Consider the following 24,864-nt stretch of genomic DNA (forward strand, 5'->3'; position numbering starts at 1 on the left):
AACTGTTGATTGATTTCAACAACTTACACTTGTAATTTTGATTTATCGATTTAAAATAAATGTTTACATTAATTGCTCATTATGAGTGGCCCGACTTAGGGCCTTTTTTTGTTGTCTAAATTTATTTAATTAAGACACGCTTTTCAAACAAACCTGTTGGTGAAGTATATATAAGATAGATATTATTTAAATCCATTCCATTTGGTTTTTTGCCTAAAGCCGTAGATTTAATAATTCCAAATTTTAAGTCTTTAAAATTACCATTCAAAGCATTGGCATGTAACATATTCAACAACTGTTCGATGATTTGTTGTTGTTTGGCAATATCACAAGCTTTGAAATCTTCAAAACTATCAGCTAATGATTGATATTCATATGAATAAAATGGATAGTATTGAGGCATCAAATCTAAAATTTCTTGATAAATATCAATAAAACTATAATCCATATCTTTAATAATGGCTTCAACAACAGCATTTTTTTGATCTGTTCGCGTTAAAAATTCGTACGACTTAGATGATAATCCTAACTGCTGGAAATTTTGAATTTCCGTGGCAGAAGATAAGCATAAGCGGCCTACTTCTTTACTCCATACAACTTGATATTTCGGCACTTTAGTCAGGATTACTTGTAAAGATTTTTTATGCTTCACATTATCATGCAGCCATTCATTTAAGTTAACTTTTTGTTCTTGAATTAACTTATCTACATAAACAGGAATTCCTACTAATCTTATCTTCTTATCATCAATTCTTACTAGTGATGAATAGGCAAATTGTTTACTAGAATAGCCTCCATAAATTGCCGGATCACGATCTTGTTTTTGTGCAATAAGACCATTTTTAGCTCCTGGAGCAAACAATGTTTCTTTATAAAATGCCCCATGATTAAATTCAGTCTTGCGCGTAACATTAACTTGTTTATAACTAAGGACTTGGCGAATAGTTTGAATTTGATCAGCAGGCCAAATAATTTCACCATTTTCATCAGCTAAGGCTTGATTATCTTCAATATCATGCAATAAGAAACTGCTATTAGCTGCAAGTTCTTTTTTACGTTTGTCTGTTTCTACACGCATAACTTGCTTAACTTGGTCAATAAACTTGGTATAGTTGTTTAAAATAATTTCACTTTCTAAGTCCGGATATTGCTTCAATAAATAAGTTCCCACAATATTGGCTAGGTAAGCATCATGTGCATGATGAAAATCATTAATCTTACGATTTTTATATAATTTAAATTTGTGACGTAATTCTGAACTGGTTTGCGCTTTAATGGCAACTACTTGGGTATTATCATTTTGAAAGTAATTATCAAAAATTGTCGCTACATTTTTAATAATTTGCCGAGTTTCCACTAATTGCCGATTAATGAATCCTTTTTTATTACCAGTTTTAATTTCTCGACGGGTCAAATTAAAGAATTTTTTAGGTCCCATAAGTCCCCATTTATACATTTGTTCCCAACGATGTTGGTTTTGATTAATAATTTGATCATCGAGTAATAAGTTATCCAATTTATGCTGATTTTCGGATTTTAAAACCAAAGCTTTATTTTCTAAAGAGTTATCCTTGATATAAGATTGCGGCAAAATGTGATCAACTTCATACTGCTGCAAATTATTAATGTCCAAAGGTGTATCAGAGTACAAGCTTTTACCCAATTGAGCAAAATAAAGGTATAAGCGCTCATCTTCAAGACGCCCCTTGTTGTCAGTTAACTGATCAACTAGAGCTGGTTGAACCTCTTGAATCTGCTTTTTAATAGCCCTATACACTTTGTCTAAACGGTCATAGCGGCTTACGGTCCGTTTATTCTTTTGACTATCTAAAGCTCCCCGAGCAAACTCAATAAAGATTTTTTCTGGAGCATGTCCCATAACTTTAACAATATCTTGAACAATTAAGAACGCTTGCCAAATTCCCCGTTTAATCGCTGGAGAACCCGCCAATTCATTAATAATATCCAGCATAGACTTATTAACATTATTATTTTCATTAGCTTTTTCAATTAATTCTTCAAAATTATACTTATCAGAATGCAGAATTTGCATAAAGTTTTGATTTGTGGTCCATAATAAAGACAAGATGCTTTCATCAGTTTGCCCACGCAAATCACTTAATAACTTATGTGAAAGCCGTCCCCATCCTTGATAACGCATATTACTCAAGCGTCGAATCTGTTCATCAGTGTAATTGTAAGGTGAATTTTGCAATTTCAGTTGTAAAATATGATGATCTTCAAAAACTGTCAGCCAAACTACCAATTCTTCTAATTGCACCTGATTGTCGGGATTATCTAAGAAGTCAGCTCCAAAAATCGGTAAAAAGTCGTGATAAGTACTTAAAGAACTATTAAATTTAGTTTCACTGCTTAAACCGCCAACTTTGACATCATTTTCAAAATAACCATTTTCTACTAACCATTTTTTTAAAGATTTAACAGAAACTGATTTTTGTTTTTTAAATAATTCATTATAAATCCGTTGCTTTAACTCCACATCCCAATTAGGACGATAGTCGAGTTTGATTTTATTAAGTTCATTGAGGACTTCATATTTTTGATATAACAAACTCATTTTAGGTAAAACTGGTTCTCCCAATAAGTAAGTATCAGTTGCCGTCATCCGATTAATAAACTTCATTGAAGATTTTTCTAAATCTACTTTTTCTTGAAAATTCCACGGGTAGATTTTACCTGTAGCTTTGCGGCTCATCCATGCAAACTGACTGCGCTGAGAATCTGTCAATGGTCCAACATAATAAGGTACTCGAAAACTTAACAAAGAAGTTAATTTATTTTCTTGATCTTTCAAAAAAGGATAATATTGACTTTGATTTTCAATAATCTTTTTTAATTCTACTAAGTGCAATTGGTAAGGAATAGCTCCATTATCACGTGTGCGTTGTTTGAGTAAATAATTATCATTTTCAATATCTTTTAGAGCTTGTTGCGCTAACTCGCTTGGTTGAGCATCTTTGAGAAACTTTTTGACAGCTGTATAGAATTTGTCACGATCCATTTTATTATTCTGAATGTAATCAGTATAAAGTTGTCGTTGCGCACGAGCTTCTTTAGGTTCAGCTTGATGCCACATTTGTTTTAAATCTTGTAATTGCTCATGATGCTGTTCGTACAATTCGACCCAAGAATCACTCAGATAAGTTTTACCATTTAATATCTTAGCTAAGACGATTTCGTTATAAATTTGATAAATTTTTTCCAATAAGGCATTTTGGGTGTCGGTTAGGATATCTTGAACTTGTTCTAACTTAGTATCCAAGTTGCTATCGGAAAATTTTAAAGTGAATTCATCTTTAGCAGCCAAGTCAATACCCAAAATAGGAGCTAAGTCTCCCTTATTCCCTACCAATAACTTTAATAAGGCCGTAATCTTAGGCTTATCTGCTTTAGCATAAGTAAGTTGATTTTGCGCTTTTGTTACCTTAGCGGCAGCCCCAAGATTCTTATCTAACAAAATCCCTTCAATATCTGTCAAATCAACTTCTAAGCCATAAGCTTCCAAATCTTGACTTAATTCCCCTAAGAGAGCTTGCAACTGAGCACCAGAACTTTTTAGATGTTCTCCTTGGCTTTCATACAAGAAATTGCCGCGATACTTGATAAGGTTATGAAATGCCAAATATATTAAGCGCAAATCAAATTTTTGTTCTGGATGGTGAATCATTGCCGAACGTAAATGACTGATAGTAGGATACTTGTCATAAAATTTTTCCTCAGACTCTTGATCATTAAAGACAATGTGGTTAAATAGTTGATGCTGTTGGTCACCGTGAGCAACCCAAGAATAATTGAGGCGCGCAAAAAATTCTGGATCAATTGGATTAATCTCAGGAGCAAAAATTTCCTTTAACCATTGTAACCGTTGCTTGCGTCGATTTAATCGCCGCCGTACAGAACGATAACCCCGCCGTTCTTCGGCCGTGTTGCCACCGTCGAATAAGCGTACTCCTAAAGCGTTTTTCTTTTTTAAAGAAAATAATTGATACTGGTCATCAGTAACAGCCCAGCCGACACTGCTGGTACCAATATCTAGACCAATATTATAATTATCGGATTTTTTCTTGTTTAGTCCCATAATTGTCTCCTTAGATATTTATTCTTCAATTACCTTAGCAATGTAATTGATTACAATAACTATCTAACCATTATAAATAGTCAGATGTCAACTCTTTATAGACCAGCACTTGACAATATAAGGTAAAATAAATAAGTCATTTTCGTCAAATTCGAGTATACTTTAACTATTACAAATTGACACTGATAATGTATTTAATTAAACTATTTTTATGTACAGAGGAGGAAATGTTATGTGCGGTATTATTGCATTTAGCGACCCAACGGTTGCTGATAAAGAAACCACGATTAAATCTATGATGAAAATGATTCAACATCGTGGTCCTAATATCAAAGGTAGCGGTTTATATACTAATGACACAGTGGCCATGGGCTTTCGGCGCTTAAGTGTTATTGACTTAAAGGGTGGTAAGCAGCCTATCTACAATGAAGATCAGTCAATCCTCATTACTTTTAATGGTGAAATTTATAATTATCAAAAGCTTCGCGATGAATTAATTGCTGCCGGTCACACCTTTACTACTCAAGCCGACACCGAAGTTCTCCTCCATGGCTACGAAGAATGGGGGATGGACGGCACATTACAAAGAGTGCGCGGAATGTTTGCATACTTAATTTGGGATAATAACAAGCAAACTCTCTATGGTGCACGCGATTTCTTTGGTATTAAACCTTTATATTACTATCAAAAAGATGAAACTCTCATTGTTGGTTCTGAAATCAAAGCCTTTTTGAAGCATCCTCATTTTCAAAAAGAACTCAATCAAGAAGCCTTAAAACCGTTTTTAATGAATCAATATAACGATTTAGATGAAACCTTTTTCAAAAATGTTTACAAATTCCCTGCTGGTCATTGGTTTGAATTTCATAACCAAGATTTGCAGATTCATCAATATTGGGATGCAAATTATCGAATCAATCACCAGCGTTCTCTGCAACAAACAATTGATGAAATTGACCAAACTGTGAAAGATTCTGTAAAATTACACCACATTGCTGATGTCCCAGTGGGCAGTTTCTTATCTGAAGGAGTGGATTCAAGCTATGTAACTGCCGTCTTGCATCCACAAGAAGTCTTCAGTGTCAACTTTGATAATGGTCCCTATGATGAAGCCAGTGTGGCCAAAGAACTAGCTGATAAAGAAGGCTTGCACTTTAATGAAGCTACTGTAAATGGTGATGAGGCCTTTGCTGACTTTGCAGAAATGCAATATCACCTCGATGAACCAGATAGTAATCCTTCAGTTATTCCCTTGTGGTATCTTTGCCGCCTAGCCCGTAAAAAAGTAACTGTCGCGCTTTCTGGTGAAGGTGCTGATGAATTATTTGCGGGATATGTCAATTACGGCATGCATACTAAAAACACAGTAGTCAAAGTTTTTGCTGATGGATTACACAAGTTACCGAAAGGTATTCGTTATCATCTGGCCAAAAACTTACAAAAATGCCCTGACTTCCCAGGTAAAGTTCATCTCTATAGTCAAACAGCCCAACCATCAGAATATTATGTGGGAGAATCTTTGATTTACGATCCGGATCAACCCACTATCTTTACTTCTAAGCAGGCTAATGATGTCTTACAGCCCCAATATCAAAACGATTTAACAGTTCAAGGCATTTATCAAAAAGACTTTGCTAAAGTTAAGGATGCTGAAGATGTTAAGCAAATGCAATATATCGACTTACACCACTTTATGTTCAATGATATCTTGCAAAAAGCTGACAAAATTTCAATGGCTCATTCTTTGGAATTGCGTGTACCCTTTTTAGACCGTAAAGTAGCAGAACTCGCCAATTCCATTCCTTCAAAAATGTTGATTAATAATCATGATACCAAGTATGCTTTTCGCAAGGCTGCTAATCGCCATTTGCCAGCAGATTGGGCTAAACGTCCGAAATTAGGTTTCCCTGTACCAATTAAAACTTGGCTGCAAGAAGATAAATATTATCAAAAAGTTAAAGACCTCTTTAGTGAAGATTGGGTCAATCAAATTTTCGACCAAACTAAGATTTTGCAATTGTTAGATGATAATTATGCCGGTAAAATTGATGGCCGCCGCCAAGTCTGGAATATTTTTACCTTCTTAACTTGGTACAAACTATACTTTGTTGATTTTGATGCTACTGTTCAAAAATACGAACACCTACAACCAGATGTTCAACAATTTATGGATAATGGTACCTTAGTTTAAAATAATTAAATTAATCTTCGAAACCGTTAGGCCAAAATGGTCGAGCGGTTTTTCTTATAATTATTACAAACAAAAAAGCATTGATATTTTTGTATATCAATGCTTTTTATATAAGTCTCATTAAATACTATTAACTACTTGCCATTCTAGCTTAGAATGAGGTTGTCCCATATGCGGATTACGTGGAGCTTGAGTCTCCATGAAAAGTCCCTTACTTTGTTTACCACTTGAATTCCACCACTCATTTGCTAACTTGATATGATGAACAGGATCTCCTAAATTAGCTCCTTGTATCTTGCCACTATCATAAATCAAAACAAGATCATTACCGATATAAGAGGTTTTTTTGCCGTCATTATAGCTTAAGGCATTGTCCCAAAACTCATCATCCATAATTCGAGCATATACTTGAATACCACTACTTTTCCCCACATTAGGATCATAATTCAAAATCAAATTGGACTTAACATCATCAACATTAGCAATTTCATATTTCTCATTTTGATTAGCTATTGAAGTATGGCTACCATAGTCAATCGTCTTTGGCACTGTTAGCTGTAAGAACTGGATACTTCCTTTAGTCTGAGCAGCAATGCTACCAAGGTCAACTGTTGATAAATTGATATTTTTATTATCATTTTCTGTACTTAAAGTAATTGTACCTAAAGTAATATCGGGTACATCAGTAATTTGGACTTTAGTATAAATTTTGAATTGGATATTCTTTTTAAAATGATTACTTTTGCCATCTACCAACTTAGATAATCTACGATCACTGGTGTTATAATTTTTACCATATTCAAAATTTGATAATGAAACAGTATTCGTTGGATTATCAAGATCAACAATAACCAACGTACTACCTTTAATAGCCACTTTATCGTCACCATTTCTAGTAAACTCAAAGTTACTAATGGGGGCTGTATCACTTTTAGGTGTGAAGACATTGTGCTCATAGTAAATCCCCATTGGCAATGGTTCATTCCAATCAATGGGTGTATCTTTGGATCTATCATTACGATAATGCAAATCAGGTTTTTTAAAGGTTCTTTCTCCTGTATAACCTGGAACATTTAAGACATTATAATTATAGGTGTACTCATCAAAGTCCAAAGCTTTAAGTGGAAATTGACCATTTGCATCTATATCAAACGATGGACTTTGGCCATTGGCATCATCAGCACCATATAACTTAATAGTATGATTACCTACAATATTAGTTGCCTTCGCAGCAGGAATTTTCCAATCGTCTAAGTCAGTCCAGCTAGTAACCTTTTGTTGCACGGAATAAGTTGTAGAAGCAGTCGGCTTTTTAGAATCCAACTTATCTGGCAAATTATTTGGATCAGCAAAATACCAACTGTTAACTGTTAACGTAGGATCTGCCTTACTTGCATTTTCCTGATATTGTAATGGTATCTGTAAATCTTCTCCTAAGAGATAATAAGAACGTTGCTTTTTAACTTTATCGCTATCAATTCGCAAATTTAGTGTTGCCACCTTGATAGTTGATACTTGTGAAGCTTGAAAAGCATATTCTGAGGTAACAGTAATTGTATCGGTTCCTGTCAAATACTCAATTTTATTATTTGGGTTCTTAGTATTATATTGTTCAAGAACCTTATCAATATCAATTTGATAATTCTTGTTATCTGTATCCCAAGTAACTAGACCTTTTACCGTATTATCAAGATATTGCCAACCTTTAGCATCAACATCATTCTTATCCTTATATAGAGCTTTACCTTTAGCAGATAAAGCTGGGAATTCTTGATTACCCCAATCGTAGTCATCAGGGGCAATAGGAAACTTGGACGGATTAGGACTTAAAGCTGTGGCCAATGGATCAACAATATCTCTTTCTTCATCAGTCTTTGTTCCTAGATCAACAGTTGTTCCATCTTTATGATTCAACACCACATGCAAACGAGCATCAGGATTATTATAATTGCTATTTTGTGAATCAGTATTTACAATTGGCTTATTTTGCTCTCTATCAGTTATAGTTCCTTTAATAAATCGTTGATCAGGAGTTATCGAAGGATCACCATGTAGTGTGGGTGTTTGGTCTTGCATTTGTGGACCTGCATCAATAGCAGTTACAGTGATAGAGTCAAATTCACGAATATTTCGTTGTAATCCTGTACCCGGCTGTATCATGCTTTGAATTGTTTTACTTAATCTACCCAACGAGCTCTGGTTAGATTCCACGCCCATTTGATTATTTACAGAAGTATCTAGTCCTGTTATCAAGTTAGTACCTCGAAAGGGTAAATTCAAATATTCAAATGGAGTGGTTTTTAGATTAACTGTGGCATCGCCAAGACCTTGAGATGCCCAAGTATGACCTATAGCTTGTGCCTTAACTCCGTGCATTTCAACGACTCCAGTACCATTAACTAAATAAGCCTTTTTATTTTCTTCAGGTGTGACAATCCGGAGTAACTTCGGTTGATAGACGTTGATTTTGAAAGTACCGGCACCTAAGGTATTTACCATATTAACATTCCCTTGCGCATGAGGAGCAGATAAATCAAATATTCCATCTTTACCAATATAAACATTAGCACCAGCACCAATTGCTAACAAATTATAGTTGGCAGTTGGCACATTAAGATTCTCAGCTTCAACTAATAAAGCTCCTTCACCAATATTAGCTGTACCACCTCTAACAGTAATCAGATTAACATTATTCTTTAAAGGAATAGTACTGTTGACATTAATAACTGCATTAGAATCTTTTTCAAAATAAATCCCGCTATCTTTGTCAGTTCCATTCATATAAAGTCCTATAGCTGCATTAGTATATGATGCCTTTGAATCGTCAGTAGTACCTGCAGGCATTTGTGGCACATCATATTCATAATCATAACCAGCAGCTGGATCTTTGGTAGAAATAGTTCTTTTAGCTGATAAGGGGAGTCCATCAGAAATAACATTAAGCTTACTATCTTTCCCCATCTTAACTTTAGCACTACCATCACTTAGAGAGAGACCTGCAGACATACCTGAAGCAGGTGGAGCTTCAGGTAAAACATGATCTTCTGTATGAGGGAACAAATTAACAGTTGCGCCTTCTTCTAAAATGGCATCACCACTTAGTTGAATCGTATTACCACTATACGTATAACCGTTATATATACAATTCTTTTTAAATACAATATCTTTTGCTTGAATGTTTTGTTGATCACCACCACCAATAGCATTGGTCTGGCAAATATAATTTTTGCCATCAGGTGCATTATAATCATGTAATGAATAAGCATTCGTAGTACCAGCAATGTAAATAACAGTGTTAGATGAATTACCGCCGTAAGCAAATTGTGCACCGTAGTAGTTTATATTTCGATAGGTTTCACGAGCATTACCAATCGAAGTGTCAAGCAAACCATAATAACTATTACCGTAAACAGTTATATTTTGGTAAGTAATATCTTGATTTTCTCTATCAGCTCTTGGGCCTGATGATGGAGTCCAAGTTTGTAAAGTAAACTGTCCTAAATTTAATTTATGATCTTTTCCATCAATTCCATGTCCGTCAATAATTAAATGACTAAAAATTCTTTTTTGACCTTTTGCATCAGTTTCTTCTTTTTCACTGGGGAATCGTCTTAATACAAAATAAACTGAATTATTGCCCCCAGCTGTGGAAGCAGATGTTGATTGAATAACGGCCTCTACTTTTTCGCCTTTATAATTTCTTACATATAATTTAGGTTCATTGTTAGCATTAGGCAGATTAATATCTTTTTCTAAAACAATTTTTGTTATATCAGAATAACTGTGCTCCTGACCTCGGGCATTAGCACCTTCATTGGCCTGAGCATATTTATATGGAATATGATTATCATCATTCATAACATTTCCATGAATATCCACATCATAAGAGCCAAGTAAAGCTTGCAAAAATTGCTTAGCTGTCTGGACATGCGCGATATATCCTCGCACTTTTCTCTTATTACCATATCCATCATCTATTTCCTTTAATGGATATTCAGGATCTGGCTCTAAAGCAAATTCATGTGTTTCATCTTCATCTGCAGGCCATTGCCAAGTTCGCAACAAAGACGAAGTTTGGCCACTAGGCATATATAAATTAGAAGAGCCTAAATTGGTATTTAAAGTAGATTGGGGATTAACCAAATTATGAAGATTTGTTGTCATATTTTCGTTGTTGGCAGAGACAGTAATTGGCTTCACTTTCGCCTGCACTGGGTTATTTAAATATTGACAACAACCAATTAATGTTAATACTATTGTCAACACCAAAATTAAATATTTTGGCTTTGTATATTTCAAAATAAAACCTCCGAACATTTTATTCTAATTTTTATTAAATACCTATAGTACTTTTCACATGACTTTCCTTAATTATTAAATAAGTATTTATTGAATCTATATCAACATCTCTAAAGGTATTTTGAGGTCGTAATGTAATTTACGAATTTCACTTTGAGTAAAGTCTGCATGGTGATTAATTTTGCGATTTGTAGCAGACATTGAGCGCCCGATTGCTTCAGCCACTTTAGACTGCGGTATATGATTGGCCTTTAAATAGCCTAGTAGTTCGTTGGGTTCTTCCATTGATAAAAGTCCTTTCACTATAAATCGTGAATCAAATTAAAATTGGTATTTCATATTTACTAATCACTATGTTGTTCAAATTTTAATTAGTAAGCTGTTTTTCTCAAAATAAGACACTAAAAAATCACGCTCCGGTTTAGAAAGCGCTTTCTTGAGTCACACCCATTTATCTATCGATAAAAAGCTTACTCTGTAAAAGATGTTCTAGCATAGGCCTTACTCCAAAATTAATATTTTTCACTCCTTAATTAATATACCGTACAAATAGCTCATTTTCAATTGTATTTTAGTAATTATGTGCGCTTAGAGATATTTTTATACTTATAACGCTAAAAAAGATTAGTAATTAGTTTAGTAAAAGGCTGTTATAACAACAAAAACCAGCTAGTTTAAATTATGCTAGCTGGTACAACTTTATTATTTTATTTAAATTTTTTAAGTGATTAAACTTCTTTATGATTGATTATGACTTTACTCAAAATCAATAATTCTAAAATAGCTAAAATCAACAATACAATAAATGCATTATGACTACCATTAGCAGTAGCATTACTTACATGGGCTTGATTTTGACTTTGGGCAATAATCGCAGCCACAACAGAAGTGCCCATTGCACCTGCAAACTGCTGCAAAGTTGTTAAAATCGCATTCCCATCAGCTTGTTGTTCCACGGTTAAATTCTGTAGACCACTGGTCATAATATTACCAAAGGCAAATCCAGTTCCTGCCATATAAAGTAAATAAATTAACAAAATGGAAATTAAAGTCAAATGGCGACTAAAGATTGTAAATAATAAGACTGCAATAACTGCAAAAGTTGTTCCCATTAAGATTGGTTTGCGTGCACCAAAATGATCCAAAATCTGTCCGCCAAAGGGTGCCAATATAGCGCCTAAAGCAGCCCCTGGTAATACCACCAAACCTGCAATCGTTGCTGATTGATGATTTACTAACTGGATATAGTTAGGCAAAATAAAGGAAATTCCTAAACCACATAACTGAAAGAAAAAGAAGCTAATTACATGACCAGTAAAACGTGAATTATTCAAAACACCCAAATTTAAAATGGGGGTGGCTACACGATTACGATACAAAAGTAAGAACAAACCTAAGATTCCGATTATCCAAGCACCTTATACCTGCCAACTCAAAATTGCAGCCGTTCCTAAATTACTAAATCCTAAAATTAAACCCGTAAATAATAAGATAATGCTAACAATACTCAACCAATCGACAGGAGTTTTGTGAATAGCACTAACTTGAGTAATTGAGTACCAACCCAAGAATAAAGATACAATTAAAATTGGTAATAACAAAATAAAAATATAACGCCAGCCTAAACTGTTCACTACTAATCCCCCATAAGTGGGACCAATGGCTGGTGCAATCGCTGTAATTAAAGAACCAATTCCCATCATCAAACCAATCTTTTCAGCTGGAACTTGTTCTAAAATAATATTAAACATTAAAGGTAAAGCTAATCCAGTACCTACACCTTGAATCATCCGACCAATTAACAATAACAAAAAGGTTGGCGCTAATGCATCTATAATGGCACCTAATATAAATAACAAATTAGCTGCCAAAAAAATGGCTTTAGTGGGGAAATTTTTTTTCAAAATGGCGGATAATGGTACAACAATTGCGATTACCAATAAACAACCCGTAGTCATCCACTGAACGGTAGTTGTATCAACATGAAATTCTTTCATTAATGTGGGAAAAGTGATATTCATTGCAGTTTCTACAATCACTCCACAAAAAGACATAATTCCAGCCGCAATCACGGCGGCTAATACACGAGCTGTAATTTTTTTCTTGGTTGTCATTTGTAACCTACGCTTTCGTATAATATTGCAGAACTTTTTCAAAAATGGCTATTTCTTCTTTGGTAAAGTGTTGCTGCAGTTGTGCTTGTTGTTGTTGCATATAGTGGCTAATTTGTTGAACTAATTGTTGTCCTTTAACTGTGAGTTGAACTGACTTTTGCCGTGCATCAGTTTGTGCAGTTTGACGTTTAATTAGTTGTTTTTTTTCCATACGCTGCAAAATCAAAGTTGCTGTTGAGCGTCGAATGTTGAATTCCTTTTCTAAATCCCGCTGTAAGATTTCGCCCGGTATTCGTCCTAAATGATCAATAATGGACATTTGTGTTCCTGTTAAATCGTATTGGCGTGCAAACTGATCAAACTGGATGGTTAATTGGCGCGCAGCCATTTTTAGCAGTCGTCCGGTATCATGAAGCATAACATCACTCCTTTAAAATCGCTAGCTAGCTAACGATAGTACCGTACAATTTATACTTGCTTTTTTGATTTGTCAATCATTAAATTACAAATTTTTATCATTTTCCATGCTACAATTAACTTAAGTAAAGGATGGTAATTATGACAATTAATTTACTTTTTTCGATTGATGATCATTATTTTCAACAAATAAAGACCACTCTATGGTCCATCAAACAAAATTCCGCCCCTCAGCAACAATACGATGTTTACGTTTTACAACACCCAGCGTTGTCATCTAACCAAGAGTTAGACCAATTTTGCCGCCAATTGCAGATGCGTTATTTCCCTATTGTGATTGAAGATGCCCAGCTATTTGCTCAAGCTCCCACTTCTAAGCGTTATCCACTCACTATTTATTATCGCTTGTTAGCCCATAACTACTTGCCAACTAATCTTCAACGAATTCTCTATTTAGATGCTGATATTTTATGTATTAATGACTTTTCCCAATTTTATCAATTAGACTTTCAAAACAATCTCTACGCTGCTGCTATTCATTCTGGGTTAACTGATCTGACTTCAGTTTTTAATAAAGTACGCTTGGATACTTATGAAAGTGAAGGTTATTATAATTCCGGTGTCTTGTTAATGAATTTAGCAGCCATCCGCCAAACAGTGACCTCTCAAGATATCTTTCAAACTATTAACAATCTGGGGAAATTTTTTTTGTTGCCTGATCAAGACATTCTTAATTATCTGTATGGCAAACAAATCTTAACTGTGCCCGATGAGTTGTACAATTATGATACTCGAAAAAAACTCATCTATGAGACTACCAGCGGCGGCCAATATAATTTATCTTGGGTTATCCAACATACTGTCTTTTTGCATTATTGCGGCAAAGACAAACCTTGGCAGCATACTTATAAAAGCAATTTTCGAGAGTTATATCTGCATTATCAGCACCAAGCACAACAAATCACGCCTTAATTATAGTTAGACTAAAGATAACTTATACAAACTAAAAAGAGGTATGATCATTAGGTCATAACCTCTTTTTAGTTTAACGAATAGTAAATCCTGCTTGTTGTAATATTTGTCGTACTTCAACTTTATCTTGGGGATCGACGTGGATTTCAATTACAATTTCTCCTAAATGTCGTGTAACCATTAAAGTCTGGATATTTACCTTGTTTTGGGTCATTATTTTACCAATCTGCCAAATTACACCAGTGTGATCCTGCTCTATCACTACTTGCACAACTTCAGATTTTTGAAAATAATTCGTTATATCTAAGAAGGCATCTAAAATATCATTATTGGTAATCATGCCCACAACATTATCAGCTTGCATGACTGGTAAAACTCCAATTTGATGTTGGCGCATTTGATAAATGGCATCTTCCAAAGAAGCATCATAAGCCACGGTTAAGACTTTTTTAGTCATTACTTGCTCAACTGTCATTTGATTAAAGAGATAATTAACTTCATAAATAGATAAACTAGTAGCATCTGAAGGTGACGCTTGGGCAATTGTGCCAGCTGTAATTAAGCCGACTAATTGTTTCCCATCAATCACCGGTAAGCGATGGATGTGATTTTCTTCCATTAATTTCACAGCAACATTTATTTTGGTTTGGGGACGAATTGTAATTACGTCTTTGGTCATATAATCAGCAACAGTCATGGTTAACCTCCTAAATAGGCTTTTTGGACAGCAGTATTAGCCAATAATTCTGGACCGGTGCCGTGCAAACTGACTTTTCCAGCTGCTAAGACATAAGCGCGATCAGCAATTGCGAGGGCTTTTTTGGCGTTTTGCTCAATTAACAATACTGTCGTTCCTTGTTGTTTAATTGCCTGTACAATATTGAATATTTCATTAATAAAAATCGGTGCCAACCCCATTGATGGTTCATCTAAGAGTAATAATTTGGGCCGTGACATCAGTGCGCGCGCCATAGCTAGCATTTGCTGTTCACCACCTGATAAAGTGGCAGCATCTTGATTTTGCCGCTGCTTTAAAATGGGAAAACGTTTATAAACATTTTGCAAGGAATCACTAATTTGAGCATGGTCATGTTGTAAAAAAGCTCCCATTTGTAAATTTTCAGCCACTGACAGACCGGCAAAGATATGTCTGCCTTCGGGGACTTGGGCGATACCTGCAGCCACAATTGCTGGTGCCGATTGGTGTTTTAAGTCTTGTTGTTCATAAGTTATACTTCCTTGAACGGGTTTTAATAATCCCGAAATAGTCTTCACAATGGTGGTTTTACCAGCACCATTAGCACCAATCAAGGCCACAATTTCGCCTGTATTAATATGAAAGCTTACATCTTTAACAGCTTGGATAGCACCATAATTAACTACTAAATTATCAACTTTGAGCATATTCATCCTCCTCACCTAAGTAAGCTTTAATAACGGCGGGATTTTGTTGGATTTGGGCTGGTGCTCCTTGAGCTAGTAAGGCCCCTTGATCTAGAACATAAATTTTTTCAGCTAAGTTCATTACCAACGACATATCATGTTCAATCAGCAAAATAGTAATATGGAAATCGCGTTGAATCATGCGGATTAAAGCAGTTAAATCGGCCGTTTCTTCTGGATTCATCCCGGCAGCGGGCTCATCCAAAAATAAAATTTGCGGTTTAGTGGCTAAGGCCCGGACAATTTCTAGGCGGCGCTGAATCCCATAAGGCAAATTACGCGCCAGATTATCTGCTTGTGTCTGCAAATCAAAAATTTTTAATAATTTAAAAGCTGCAGTGCGCATTTGTTGTTCTGTTCGATAAAAACTGGGCAGCCGTAAAATAGAAGCTAGAAAGTGTTCTTGATATTGATTAGTCAGTGCAATTAAAACATTATCCAACACACTCAAATCACTAAATAACCGAATATTTTGAAAGGTCCGTGCTAAACCTAAGTTAGCAATTTGTACTGCTGATTTTTTATTTAAAGCAATCGTCCCTTGATCGCCACGAAGTAAAATTGCTCCGGAAGTTGGTGGAATCACGCCAGTTAGTAAGTTAAATAAGGTCGTTTTGCCTGCACCATTGGGACCAATTAAGGCAACTAATTCATTCGTTTCTAACGTTAGCGACACATCCGCCACCGCCGTCAGACCGCCAAAGTTTTTCACAAGGTTATCAACTTGTAAAATTGTTGTCATGACTTAGCCTCCTTTTTACGTGGAAATAATTTGGTTAATGATAACTCACGCGTGCCTAACAAACCAGTCGGTTTGAAGACCATAATCAAGATAAGTGCTAATGAATAAATCACCATTCGCAAAGGCCCAAAGCTTTGCAATACTGTATCCAAAACTCCTAAGACAATTGCCGCTACAAAAGTTCCAGTTAAACTACCAATTCCGCCTAATACTACAATAATCAAAATCGAAATCGACTCCATAATACCAAAGTTATTAGGTGTAATAGTCTGCAGATAAGAAGCGTATAGCGAGCCGCCAATTGCTGCTGTAGCTGCCCCTAAAATAAACGCAGCTAATTTCCAAGAAGTCGTCTTAATGCCCATTGATTCAGCAGCTATTTCATCTTCTCGTACCGATTTAATAGCTCGACCCGAACGACTATGCACAAAATTAGCAATAACTATCGTAGTTAAACAAACCATAATATAAACAACCGGCCAAGAAGCAAATTTCGGAATATTGAACATTCCTGATGGACCATTGGTGATTTTTAAATTATTAATAATAATGCGAATAATTTCTGCAGCGCCCATCGTCGCAATGGCTAAATAATCACCATGTAAACGTAAAGTTGGTACTCCAACAATAATGGCGGCTATTATTGCAATGACTATCCCGACAATTATAGAAACATAAAAACTAAAACTATTGGGTTTGGCAGATGTGATAATAGCAGTTGCATACGCACCAATTGCCATAAAGCCAGCATGTCCCAAAGAAAATTGTCCCGAAAAACCAACAACCAAATTAAGTCCCATAGCCAAAATAATATTAATTCCAATTACTACTAACATATTTTCCAAAAAGGCGTCGATTACTCCCATTAAAATGAGCGTATTCATCAGAACAAAACCAGCAACCATAATCACAAGCCAACTTAGACTATATTTTAAATTTGCTTTCATCTGCTCACCTAAACCTTTTCTTTTTGATTTTTACCTAAAATGCCAGCTGGCAGAATTAATAAGATTACAATCAATACTAAATAAACGGCGGCATCTTTGTAGGCTGAAAGCCCAACTGATTGAACTAGAGTTTCCAAAAGGCCAATGATAAATCCACCTAATGTTGCTCCTGGTATAGAACCAATACCGCCAACAACTGCAGCTACAAAGGCTTTAATTCCGGGAGTCATTCCCATCAAAGGATCAATTGAGTTATAGTACAATCCAATCAAGACACCGGCTGCACCAGCTAGAGCTGACCCGAGAGCAAAAGTAAAAGATATAGTCCGATCAAGATTAATACCAACTAATTCGGCTGCATCAGCATCTACCGAAACTGCTCGCATTGCTTTGCCCATTTTGGTTTTCTTGATGACAAATTGCAATGCTATCATCAAAATAGCGGCTGTTGCCAAAATTAAAATTTGGATATTAGAAACTAAAACACCACCAATATTGTAATTAACTTGTTTAATTACTTGTGGAAAATCCCGAGCCGTAGAGCCAAACAAGTAGGCCATCCCATTTTCTAAGAAAAAGGAGACGCCAATTGCCGTAATCAAGGCTGTGATTCGTGGTGCTTGCCGTAAAGGCCGATAAGCAAAGTATTCAATAATGACCCCACTTACAGCACCTACAATCATTGATGAGATTAAAGCTTCAATAAAATTAAAATGCCAAAGATTGATAGAATAATATCCCCAAAATGCACCTAACATATAGATATCGCCATGGGCAAAATTAATCAACTTAATAATGCCATAAACCATCGTATATCCTAGCGCCAAAAGTGCATAAATACTTCCTAGCGATAAACCATTAATTAATTGCTGCCCAAAAGTTTGCACATTCTTGACCTCCCTTACTTATATGAGATAGATTTTTAACATTAACTATTTAATGGCTACTGAGTCAGCAACTTTCCCATTTTTCAAACTTTCAATCGCAATTGGTTTGGTTGCATTATGATGCTTGTCAATTGTAATTGAGCCTGTTACACCTTTATAGTTTTTAACTTTGGCCAAACCAGCGGCAATTTTAGTAGAATCAGCTGAATTTTCTTTTTCAATTGCATTTTTAATCATGTAAACTGAATCATAAGCCAATGCTGAAAAGGTCGGTGCTTCTTGATGGTAACGTTTATGATAAGCAGTCATAAATCTGCGTGCGGTCGTACTCTTTTGTGCTTGAATGATAGAAAATGGTGTTGTGTAGTACACGTTGGAAGCATTTTGAGCACCGGCAATTTTGGCCAATTTAGGATCAGCCATTCCGTCTGTTCCAATAATTGGGACTTTAATACCTGCTTGACGGGCTTGCTTGATAATCAATCCAACTTCTGAATAATAACCAGGAACATAAATTGCATCTACATTTTTACTCTTGAAAGAAGTCAAAACCGCGTTAAAATCTTTGTCTCCTTCAGCAAAAGTTTGACTAGCTGCTATTTCTCCAGGAAAAGCTTTTTTAAAGGCTTTTGCTAGGCCTGTTCCATAATCACTAGAATTATCAGTCAAAACGGCTACCTTTTTAGCTTTCAAATTTTCAGCAGCAAACTTAGCAGCTGTACTTCCTTGAAAATCATTTTGATAACAAGCACGGAAAACATACGGTTGAACCTTGCCGTTCTTTTGCATTGTAAATCCAGGATCAGTAGCTGAAGGACTTACTGCAGGAACAGCCGCTTTAGTAATATTAGGTGTTTGTGCAGTGCCGGCACTGGTTGTAGCTGGACCGACAATGGAAGTTACTTTATCATTATTGGTCAATTGTGCCGCTACTGAAGCAGAAGTACTTGTGGCTGATTTATTATCTTTGATGATGGCTTTGATTTTTTGTTTGTGACCGTTAATTTTGACACCACCATGATGATTAATCTCATCAACTGCTAATTGAATTCCTTGCTTTTGTTGATTACCATAGCCACCAGCGCCACCGGATAATTCCATGTTGACACCGATTTTGACAGTATTACCACTAGCTTTTACACCCTTACTGCCGGTTGAAGCCGTATTGCATCCAGTCAGAAGACTCATTGTCATCACAACTGCTGCAAGACCTCCAATAATTTGTTTTTTCATGTTAATCCCTCCCTGAATTAATAACTAATAAATCTTATCTTAACAACGAAGAAAAACCCCATTCGTTAATGAATGGGGTTTTGACTCTTAAGTTATATCGTCGTTAAGCCCCATCATTAAACTAAAACAAGGGCTCAACGACTTGAAATTCTTAGCACACGGCTAACAAATAATCAATGTTGGGTCCTACTGTTTAATAATAAGGCTAAATCTTGACGCTGAGTGTCTACATCAATAAAAATTATGGATTGGTAAATATTAATCATCATGGTGTAACCTCCTTCAAAGACTTATTAACTAATTGAGCTTAGTATAAATAAATACTCATCAAGAGTCAAGAACTTTTTAATGTTTTTTTAATAATAATGGGTAATAATTAATATAACTCAATTACCCAATTATCATTATGATTATCATTATTAATTTTTTCGGGATGATCTAACAAGTCAACGTTGACTTTGGCAACGTGACCAGCTATTGGTGATTCCAATTCAGTGACTGATTTTGCTCCTTCAACAGAAACAATCGGATCACCTGCTTGAACTTCTTTTAAGTCGTCGGGAAAATCAACAAAGGACACTTCCCCCACTTCATCTTGGCCAGCAGAATTTAAGCCTAAACGAATATGTTGATTATCTAATTTTTCCTGCCAAAAATATTGTTCTTCTGTTTTATCTGCCATAACTACTTGTTCTCCTTTATTTGTAATTCCGGATGATGCTGCTTAAATAATTGCAAAATCTTTTGTACTTTGAATAAAGCATTCGGAATATGTTCTACACTAGGTGTCATAATTGCTTGTAATTCATCAGCACTTAAAACCGCGCCAATTCGTGAACTATTCTCAATTACGACTCGCAAAGACTTTCCCTGTGCATCCGCTTCCACGCGCATTTGATACAAAAGATCATGCGCTTTTTGACGGCCAATCTTAGAAGACATAGCCACCATTAAGGCACCCGAATACATTGTACCATCATCAAGCTGCAAATTGTTACGCATTTTCTCAATATTGAATTGTCCTTTAGTGAGTAGGACTAATGCATAATTTAATTGACCGGATAAATACATACAGATTTCAGGCATGGCAACATACAAGTCACGCCAAACGGCGGTATCTTTTTCTCCACTTACCAACATTTGATCATACATTAAAGTCATTTCATTACGAATAACTGTGCTGAGATTCAACATTGATTCACACATATAAGGTTCACGTGAAGTAGGAATAACTGTTGAACCTTGGCGTCCAGGAGCATAAGGTTCGCTGAATTCTTGTACTGAAGTTTGGCTCATATATAATAATTCTTTGGCTAAGCGGCCCAACACTTGCGCGATTTCTGTCAAAAAATGGGTATAATCACAAAAACGCTCCCGTTGCGTATGCCAATACATTTCAGGAGTATTTAAGTTTAAATATCGGCAAAAGTCTGCTTCCACTTGGTCACTATGATCGCCAACCATTGTTGACAAACCGTCCCCATTGGCTAAACTGCCACAAAAACTTTGGGGAGCCTGTTGTTCAAGTTTGGTTAATAAATTTTCTAAATCATTTAAAAAAACACCTAATTTAAATCCTAAGGTTGTATAAGCTCCATAAGTTCGATGAGCAATAGCGGCACAAAGATCTTGCTGATGGGCTGCTACTAGTTGACTTAGACGTTGGCAAATGCGCTGTACATAATCAACAATGAGTTGGTGCGCTTGCTTTAACTGCAATACATAAGCAGTATCTTCAATATCTTCACTAGCAGCCCCGTAATGAAGATACTGACCACCTTCATGTTGAAAAAATGGTTGCACATATTCAATTAATCCGGCCAAAAAGTGCCCATTGCGGGCTACTGCTAAGCGCAATTTCCGTAAATCAAAGTTTTTAGGCTGCATAACTTCTTTAATTTCGACTACTGCTTCTTGGGGAATTTTGTGATTATCAGCCATCGCTTGTGCTAAAGCAATTTCAGTTTGACAGATTACCGCCAAACGATTCTCATCTGTCCAAATTGCCCGCATCCGTGCCGTAGAATATTCATTTTGATTAAAAATAGAACCTAACATTTCTCCACTAGCCATAATGCACCTCTTCTTGTTTAGTTGGATCCAATATGACATTGGCCAAATCTTCAGCACTCAAAGCTCCAATATTAGTTTTTAAATCACTTTGATTCAAAGCTTCTATTAGGTTAGCTTTTTGCAATGGTACTCCCACTAAGTTACGTTCAATAACTGTCAAATCACCAGAAGCCAAGGAAAAGTCACCATAAATTTGACAATGTGAGATTACTCCCCGATCCACTGAAAAACTAATCTCCACTGTGCCAAAATCAGCAAAATGCTGAGCATGGAAATATTCATCTTCTTGATTATTTTCGCCATAAACCCACTTAGGATCACCATATTTGGATTTACCTAAAGCCACCAAATTCTGCCAATCAGCATCTGTAAATTTATAAGTTGGAATTTGACTTAAATCATCTGTTTTAAAAGCAAATTTTAAAAATAAATCTCGAATTTCAGGCAAAGTAATATTTTGATATTTGGGTTTAAAGTAAGAACGAATATTAGTGACCCGACTATGCACGGATTTGACACCCTTTGAACGTAACTTAGCTTGTAATGGATGTAATGCTCGACTAGCATTTTCTAAATCGACATCAATCATCAAAGTACCACCACAGGAAAAACGATTGCCAATCTTTAATGAAGACATCCCCGAAAACTTTTTCCCATCTACAGTCAAGTCATTACGACCACCCATTTTGGCAGGTACGCCTAATTCATGTAACACTTCTAAAGCAGTCTGTGCGTACAACGGGAAATTTTGATAGTTATTTCCATTGTCACTGTCGATGTAGCCATATGTTAAATTGCCTTGATCAACATAAACAGCGCCACCACCAGCACCACGCCGTGTTAATTCAATGTTGTGTTCTCGTAAATAATCTAAATTAACTTCTGCATAAATATTTTGATTAACTCCACAAATCACAATCGGTGTTTGCGGCTGGAAAAACATCAACAATTTTTCATCACCAAATTTAGTTTGGGTTTCCAAAAATTCTGAAGTTGCCTGATTCACATAGGGATATTTTAAATACTTCTCACCATCACTCATATCGACATATAACATAACTTTACCTCCTTGATAAATAAGCGCTTACAACAACATTTTACTCTACTTTTTTGAAATCAGATACATAAAGACTCTAATCAGCTCACAAAAAAATTGTGATCTCCAATGAGCATCACAATTAGTATTAAAATTTTATTCACCTAAATAAGCAAAAGCCTGTTTTTCATCATAAAGATGCAATACTTTGCTATATACAAAACGGCTTACCAAAGCACCAATAATAGGTATAACGAACCACACAATCACTGCTGTAAAGAGATTAATACTCATTTTACCAACATCTAAAGAAGCCAGAGGTCCAACTAAGCCAACTAAACCAAATCCAGCTGAAGCCGGAGTACCAGCAACTTGCAAAAGTGCGACCGGAATCGCAGAAATAATAGCTGTTGTCATAACGGGTAATAAGATGATTGGATAGCGAAATAGGTTAGGAATCATCATTTTCATTGCTCCCAAAGCCACTGCCAGCGTCACTCCAGACTTATTAGTTCTCCAAGAATGCACCACTAAGACAATCGTAGTAGCAGCCACTCCCATAGCTGCAGCCCCAGCAGAAATACCATTTAACTGGATAGCCATACCAATCGCTACTGTGGAAATCGGTGTAATAATTAACAACGCAAACATACAAGCAATCAAAATACACATAACAATAGGTTGAAAGTTAGTAAAAGAATTAATTAAATCTCCAATCCAAGTGGTGATTTTGGCAATAAAAGGTAAGATCAAATAACCAATCCAACTAGCACCGCCACCAATTAAGATTGGACCTAACACAATCTTAACCGAGCCTAATTTGTCCCCAATAATCAACGTCATCCAAACAGCCAAAGCAGCCGTAATCATCGTGTTAATTAAATCACCAGTTCCAGCAGAAACGTAAACTCCTGGAACCTTATTCGCTGGATTGACAATTGCTGGATTAAATTTAGTAACCCCGGAACCCACATAGGCAGCTGCAGCTACTGTAGCAATATCTACTGGAGTTAATTTAAACTGATATGCAATCAAAGCACCAATCAATAACGGCGTTGCGCATTGAAAAATAACCAAAACTTGATTTAAAGATAAAACCCAAGCACTATTACCAAATAATTTTAAAATAGCAGACACAACAGCATTAGGAATTAGTCCAACAATAATCCCAGTGGCAGTTCCTGCCAATACATTATTAAAAAAAGTTTTAACATTATGTTGTGGTGACGCCGTGGTTGCATTCATAATTAATCTCCTTATTTATTCAACAACTGCTCCTTAGCATGGATGAGTTGTGTAATTAAGGCACAGTAGGGAGTCGCGATACCATATTCTTGTCCTCTGCGCCAAACAGCCCCATTAATAAAATCAATTTCAGTGTTACGATGGTTCTTAATTAAATCTTGATACATAGAAGGATAATGATCCGCAATATCAGCAGTAAAAGTTTCCGCTACATGCTCAAAAACTTCTGCTTGGTCTAAGTCAATGCCTTCATGAGCGGCTACAGCGGCAAATTCGGCAATAATCGCTTTTAATAACGCCTCAGATTCTTTAGTTTGACCTAATTCACCAATGTTGCAATCTAAAATAGAACAAAGCGTATTCAAAGTTCCATTAACACAAGCTTTACGCCAAATGGAATAGCTGACATTATCACTATATTTAGGATTTAAGCCGGCCGCTGCAAAAACTTGTTCGACTTCTAAAGCAAAATCTTTATCCACAGCAGCAAAATTTTGTAATTCAACATTGCCATTACCAAATAAAGTTGCTTGGCCTGGTCCTGCTAGTCCTGCTGTCCACATCGTAATACCCAAAATTAAATGCTCTTCGGAGACATATTTTTTTAAAATTTCTTCATGGCCCATACCATTTAATAAACATAAGACATAAGTTTGTGGACTAATCAAAGATTGGGCTTTTTGAAAAGCTTCATCTAGTTGATTCGACTTAGTAAAAGCAATAATTAAATCAGGTTGGTAATCCTGTAATTGATCTACTTCATCTAAAGCATAAATTGGCATTTTGCTTTGGACATGTTTACCATTAAAGTCTGCTTGTAAACCATGTGCTTTAATGGCTTCTACATTAGGTTGCCAACCATCAATTAGAGTAACCTCATTGCCGCTATGTTTTAACATTAAAGCAAAGCGGCTGCCCATGGCCCCAACACCAACAATTGCAATCTTCATTTGTTATCCCTCCATATTTATCATTTAATCTTAATGTGATATACAAGATGATAATTTGGTAAACTCATTATTAAACGCCAATTATAATGAGTTTTTATTAATTATCTTTAATTTAAATTAAATTAAATTCTAACAGGAATTCAAAAATTGTCAATTAATTTTTTTCAAAAAAAACGCTCTAACAAATTATATATATTTATAATCTGTTAGAACGTT

Annotated in this window: 17 protein-coding genes and 1 pseudogene; 2 read left to right on the forward strand and 16 right to left on the reverse strand. The window is 35.6% G+C overall.

Features of this window, described 5'->3' with window-relative positions; translation table 11 throughout:
• Positions 1-121 precede the first annotated feature (121 nt).
• On the reverse strand, positions 122-4,099 hold the full coding sequence (gene cas9, locus DS830_RS05675; protein WP_118908584.1) for a type II CRISPR RNA-guided endonuclease Cas9: 3,978 nt from the start codon (positions 4,097-4,099) through the stop codon (positions 122-124).
• Between the two features lie 232 nt (positions 4,100-4,331).
• On the opposite strand from cas9, the gene asnB reads away from it, so the two are divergent.
• Entirely contained in the window at positions 4,332-6,290 is a 1,959-nt protein-coding gene (asnB, locus tag DS830_RS05680) for an asparagine synthase (glutamine-hydrolyzing) (RefSeq protein WP_118908585.1), read from the forward strand.
• Between the two features lie 120 nt (positions 6,291-6,410).
• Here the strand turns inward: asnB and DS830_RS05685 are convergent, their stop codons facing one another.
• The 4 genes and pseudogenes from DS830_RS05685 to DS830_RS05700 form a co-directional block, all read right to left on the reverse strand.
• Positions 6,411-10,589, reverse strand: a complete 4,179-nt coding sequence (locus DS830_RS05685; protein ID WP_118908586.1) for a pectate lyase-like adhesive domain-containing protein — start codon at positions 10,587-10,589, stop codon at positions 6,411-6,413.
• 96 nt (positions 10,590-10,685) lie between these two features.
• Positions 10,686-10,874: a transcriptional regulator gene (locus tag DS830_RS05690; protein ID WP_118900801.1), complete on the reverse strand. Its 189-nt coding sequence runs from the start codon at positions 10,872-10,874 to the stop codon at positions 10,686-10,688.
• A 443-nt stretch (positions 10,875-11,317) separates the two neighbouring features.
• A pseudogene (locus DS830_RS05695) lies at positions 11,318-12,703 on the reverse strand (MFS transporter).
• A gap of 7 nt (positions 12,704-12,710) precedes the next feature.
• Positions 12,711-13,121 (reverse strand): MarR family winged helix-turn-helix transcriptional regulator, encoded by a 411-nt coding sequence (locus tag DS830_RS05700; protein ID WP_118908587.1) that lies wholly within the window; start codon positions 13,119-13,121, stop codon positions 12,711-12,713.
• A 140-nt stretch (positions 13,122-13,261) separates the two neighbouring features.
• Here DS830_RS05700 and DS830_RS05705 point away from each other — a divergent pair, with 140 nt between their 5' ends.
• On the forward strand, positions 13,262-14,092 hold the full coding sequence (locus DS830_RS05705) for a glycosyltransferase family 8 protein (protein ID WP_420836981.1): 831 nt from the start codon (positions 13,262-13,264) through the stop codon (positions 14,090-14,092).
• Between the two features lie 73 nt (positions 14,093-14,165).
• Here the strand turns inward: DS830_RS05705 and DS830_RS05710 are convergent, their stop codons facing one another.
• From DS830_RS05710 to DS830_RS05760, 11 genes are all read right to left on the reverse strand, one after another.
• A complete protein-coding gene (locus DS830_RS05710) occupies positions 14,166-14,789 on the reverse strand; it encodes a CBS domain-containing protein (RefSeq protein ID WP_118908588.1) in 624 nt (207 codons plus the stop codon).
• A 2-nt stretch (positions 14,790-14,791) separates the two neighbouring features.
• A complete protein-coding gene (locus DS830_RS05715) occupies positions 14,792-15,496 on the reverse strand; it encodes an ABC transporter ATP-binding protein (RefSeq protein ID WP_118908589.1) in 705 nt (234 codons plus the stop codon).
• On the reverse strand, positions 15,483-16,277 hold the full coding sequence (locus tag DS830_RS05720) for an ABC transporter ATP-binding protein (protein WP_118908590.1): 795 nt from the start codon (positions 16,275-16,277) through the stop codon (positions 15,483-15,485). The genes DS830_RS05715 and DS830_RS05720 overlap by 14 nt, the downstream gene beginning before the upstream one ends.
• A complete protein-coding gene (locus DS830_RS05725) occupies positions 16,274-17,224 on the reverse strand; it encodes a branched-chain amino acid ABC transporter permease (protein ID WP_118908591.1) in 951 nt (316 codons plus the stop codon). The genes DS830_RS05720 and DS830_RS05725 overlap by 4 nt, the downstream gene beginning before the upstream one ends.
• Positions 17,225-17,232: 8 nt before the next feature.
• On the reverse strand, positions 17,233-18,111 hold the full coding sequence (locus DS830_RS05730; RefSeq protein WP_118900791.1) for a branched-chain amino acid ABC transporter permease: 879 nt from the start codon (positions 18,109-18,111) through the stop codon (positions 17,233-17,235).
• Between the two features lie 45 nt (positions 18,112-18,156).
• Positions 18,157-19,344 carry an ABC transporter substrate-binding protein gene (locus DS830_RS05735; protein WP_118908592.1) on the reverse strand — a complete coding sequence of 396 codons (1,188 nt, stop codon included), beginning with the start codon at positions 19,342-19,344 and terminating at the stop codon, positions 18,157-18,159.
• 376 nt (positions 19,345-19,720) lie between these two features.
• Complete coding sequence (locus DS830_RS05740) at positions 19,721-20,026, reverse strand: glycine cleavage system H family protein (protein WP_118900788.1); 306 nt, start codon at positions 20,024-20,026, stop codon at positions 19,721-19,723.
• A 2-nt stretch (positions 20,027-20,028) separates the two neighbouring features.
• Positions 20,029-21,417, reverse strand: a complete 1,389-nt coding sequence (locus DS830_RS05745; RefSeq protein WP_118908593.1) for a lyase family protein — start codon at positions 21,415-21,417, stop codon at positions 20,029-20,031.
• Entirely contained in the window at positions 21,410-22,474 is a 1,065-nt protein-coding gene (locus DS830_RS05750; RefSeq protein WP_118900784.1) for a lipoate--protein ligase, read from the reverse strand. The genes DS830_RS05745 and DS830_RS05750 overlap by 8 nt, the downstream gene beginning before the upstream one ends.
• Positions 22,475-22,609: 135 nt before the next feature.
• Positions 22,610-23,698: a PTS sugar transporter subunit IIC gene (locus tag DS830_RS05755; RefSeq protein WP_118908594.1), complete on the reverse strand. Its 1,089-nt coding sequence runs from the start codon at positions 23,696-23,698 to the stop codon at positions 22,610-22,612.
• 11 nt (positions 23,699-23,709) lie between these two features.
• Positions 23,710-24,648: a 2-dehydropantoate 2-reductase gene (locus DS830_RS05760; RefSeq protein ID WP_118908595.1), complete on the reverse strand. Its 939-nt coding sequence runs from the start codon at positions 24,646-24,648 to the stop codon at positions 23,710-23,712.
• Between the last annotated feature and the right edge of the window lie 216 nt (positions 24,649-24,864).

The sequence above is a fragment of the Bombilactobacillus bombi genome (assembly GCF_003522965.1).
Lineage (GTDB): Bacteria > Bacillota > Bacilli > Lactobacillales > Lactobacillaceae > Bombilactobacillus > Bombilactobacillus bombi.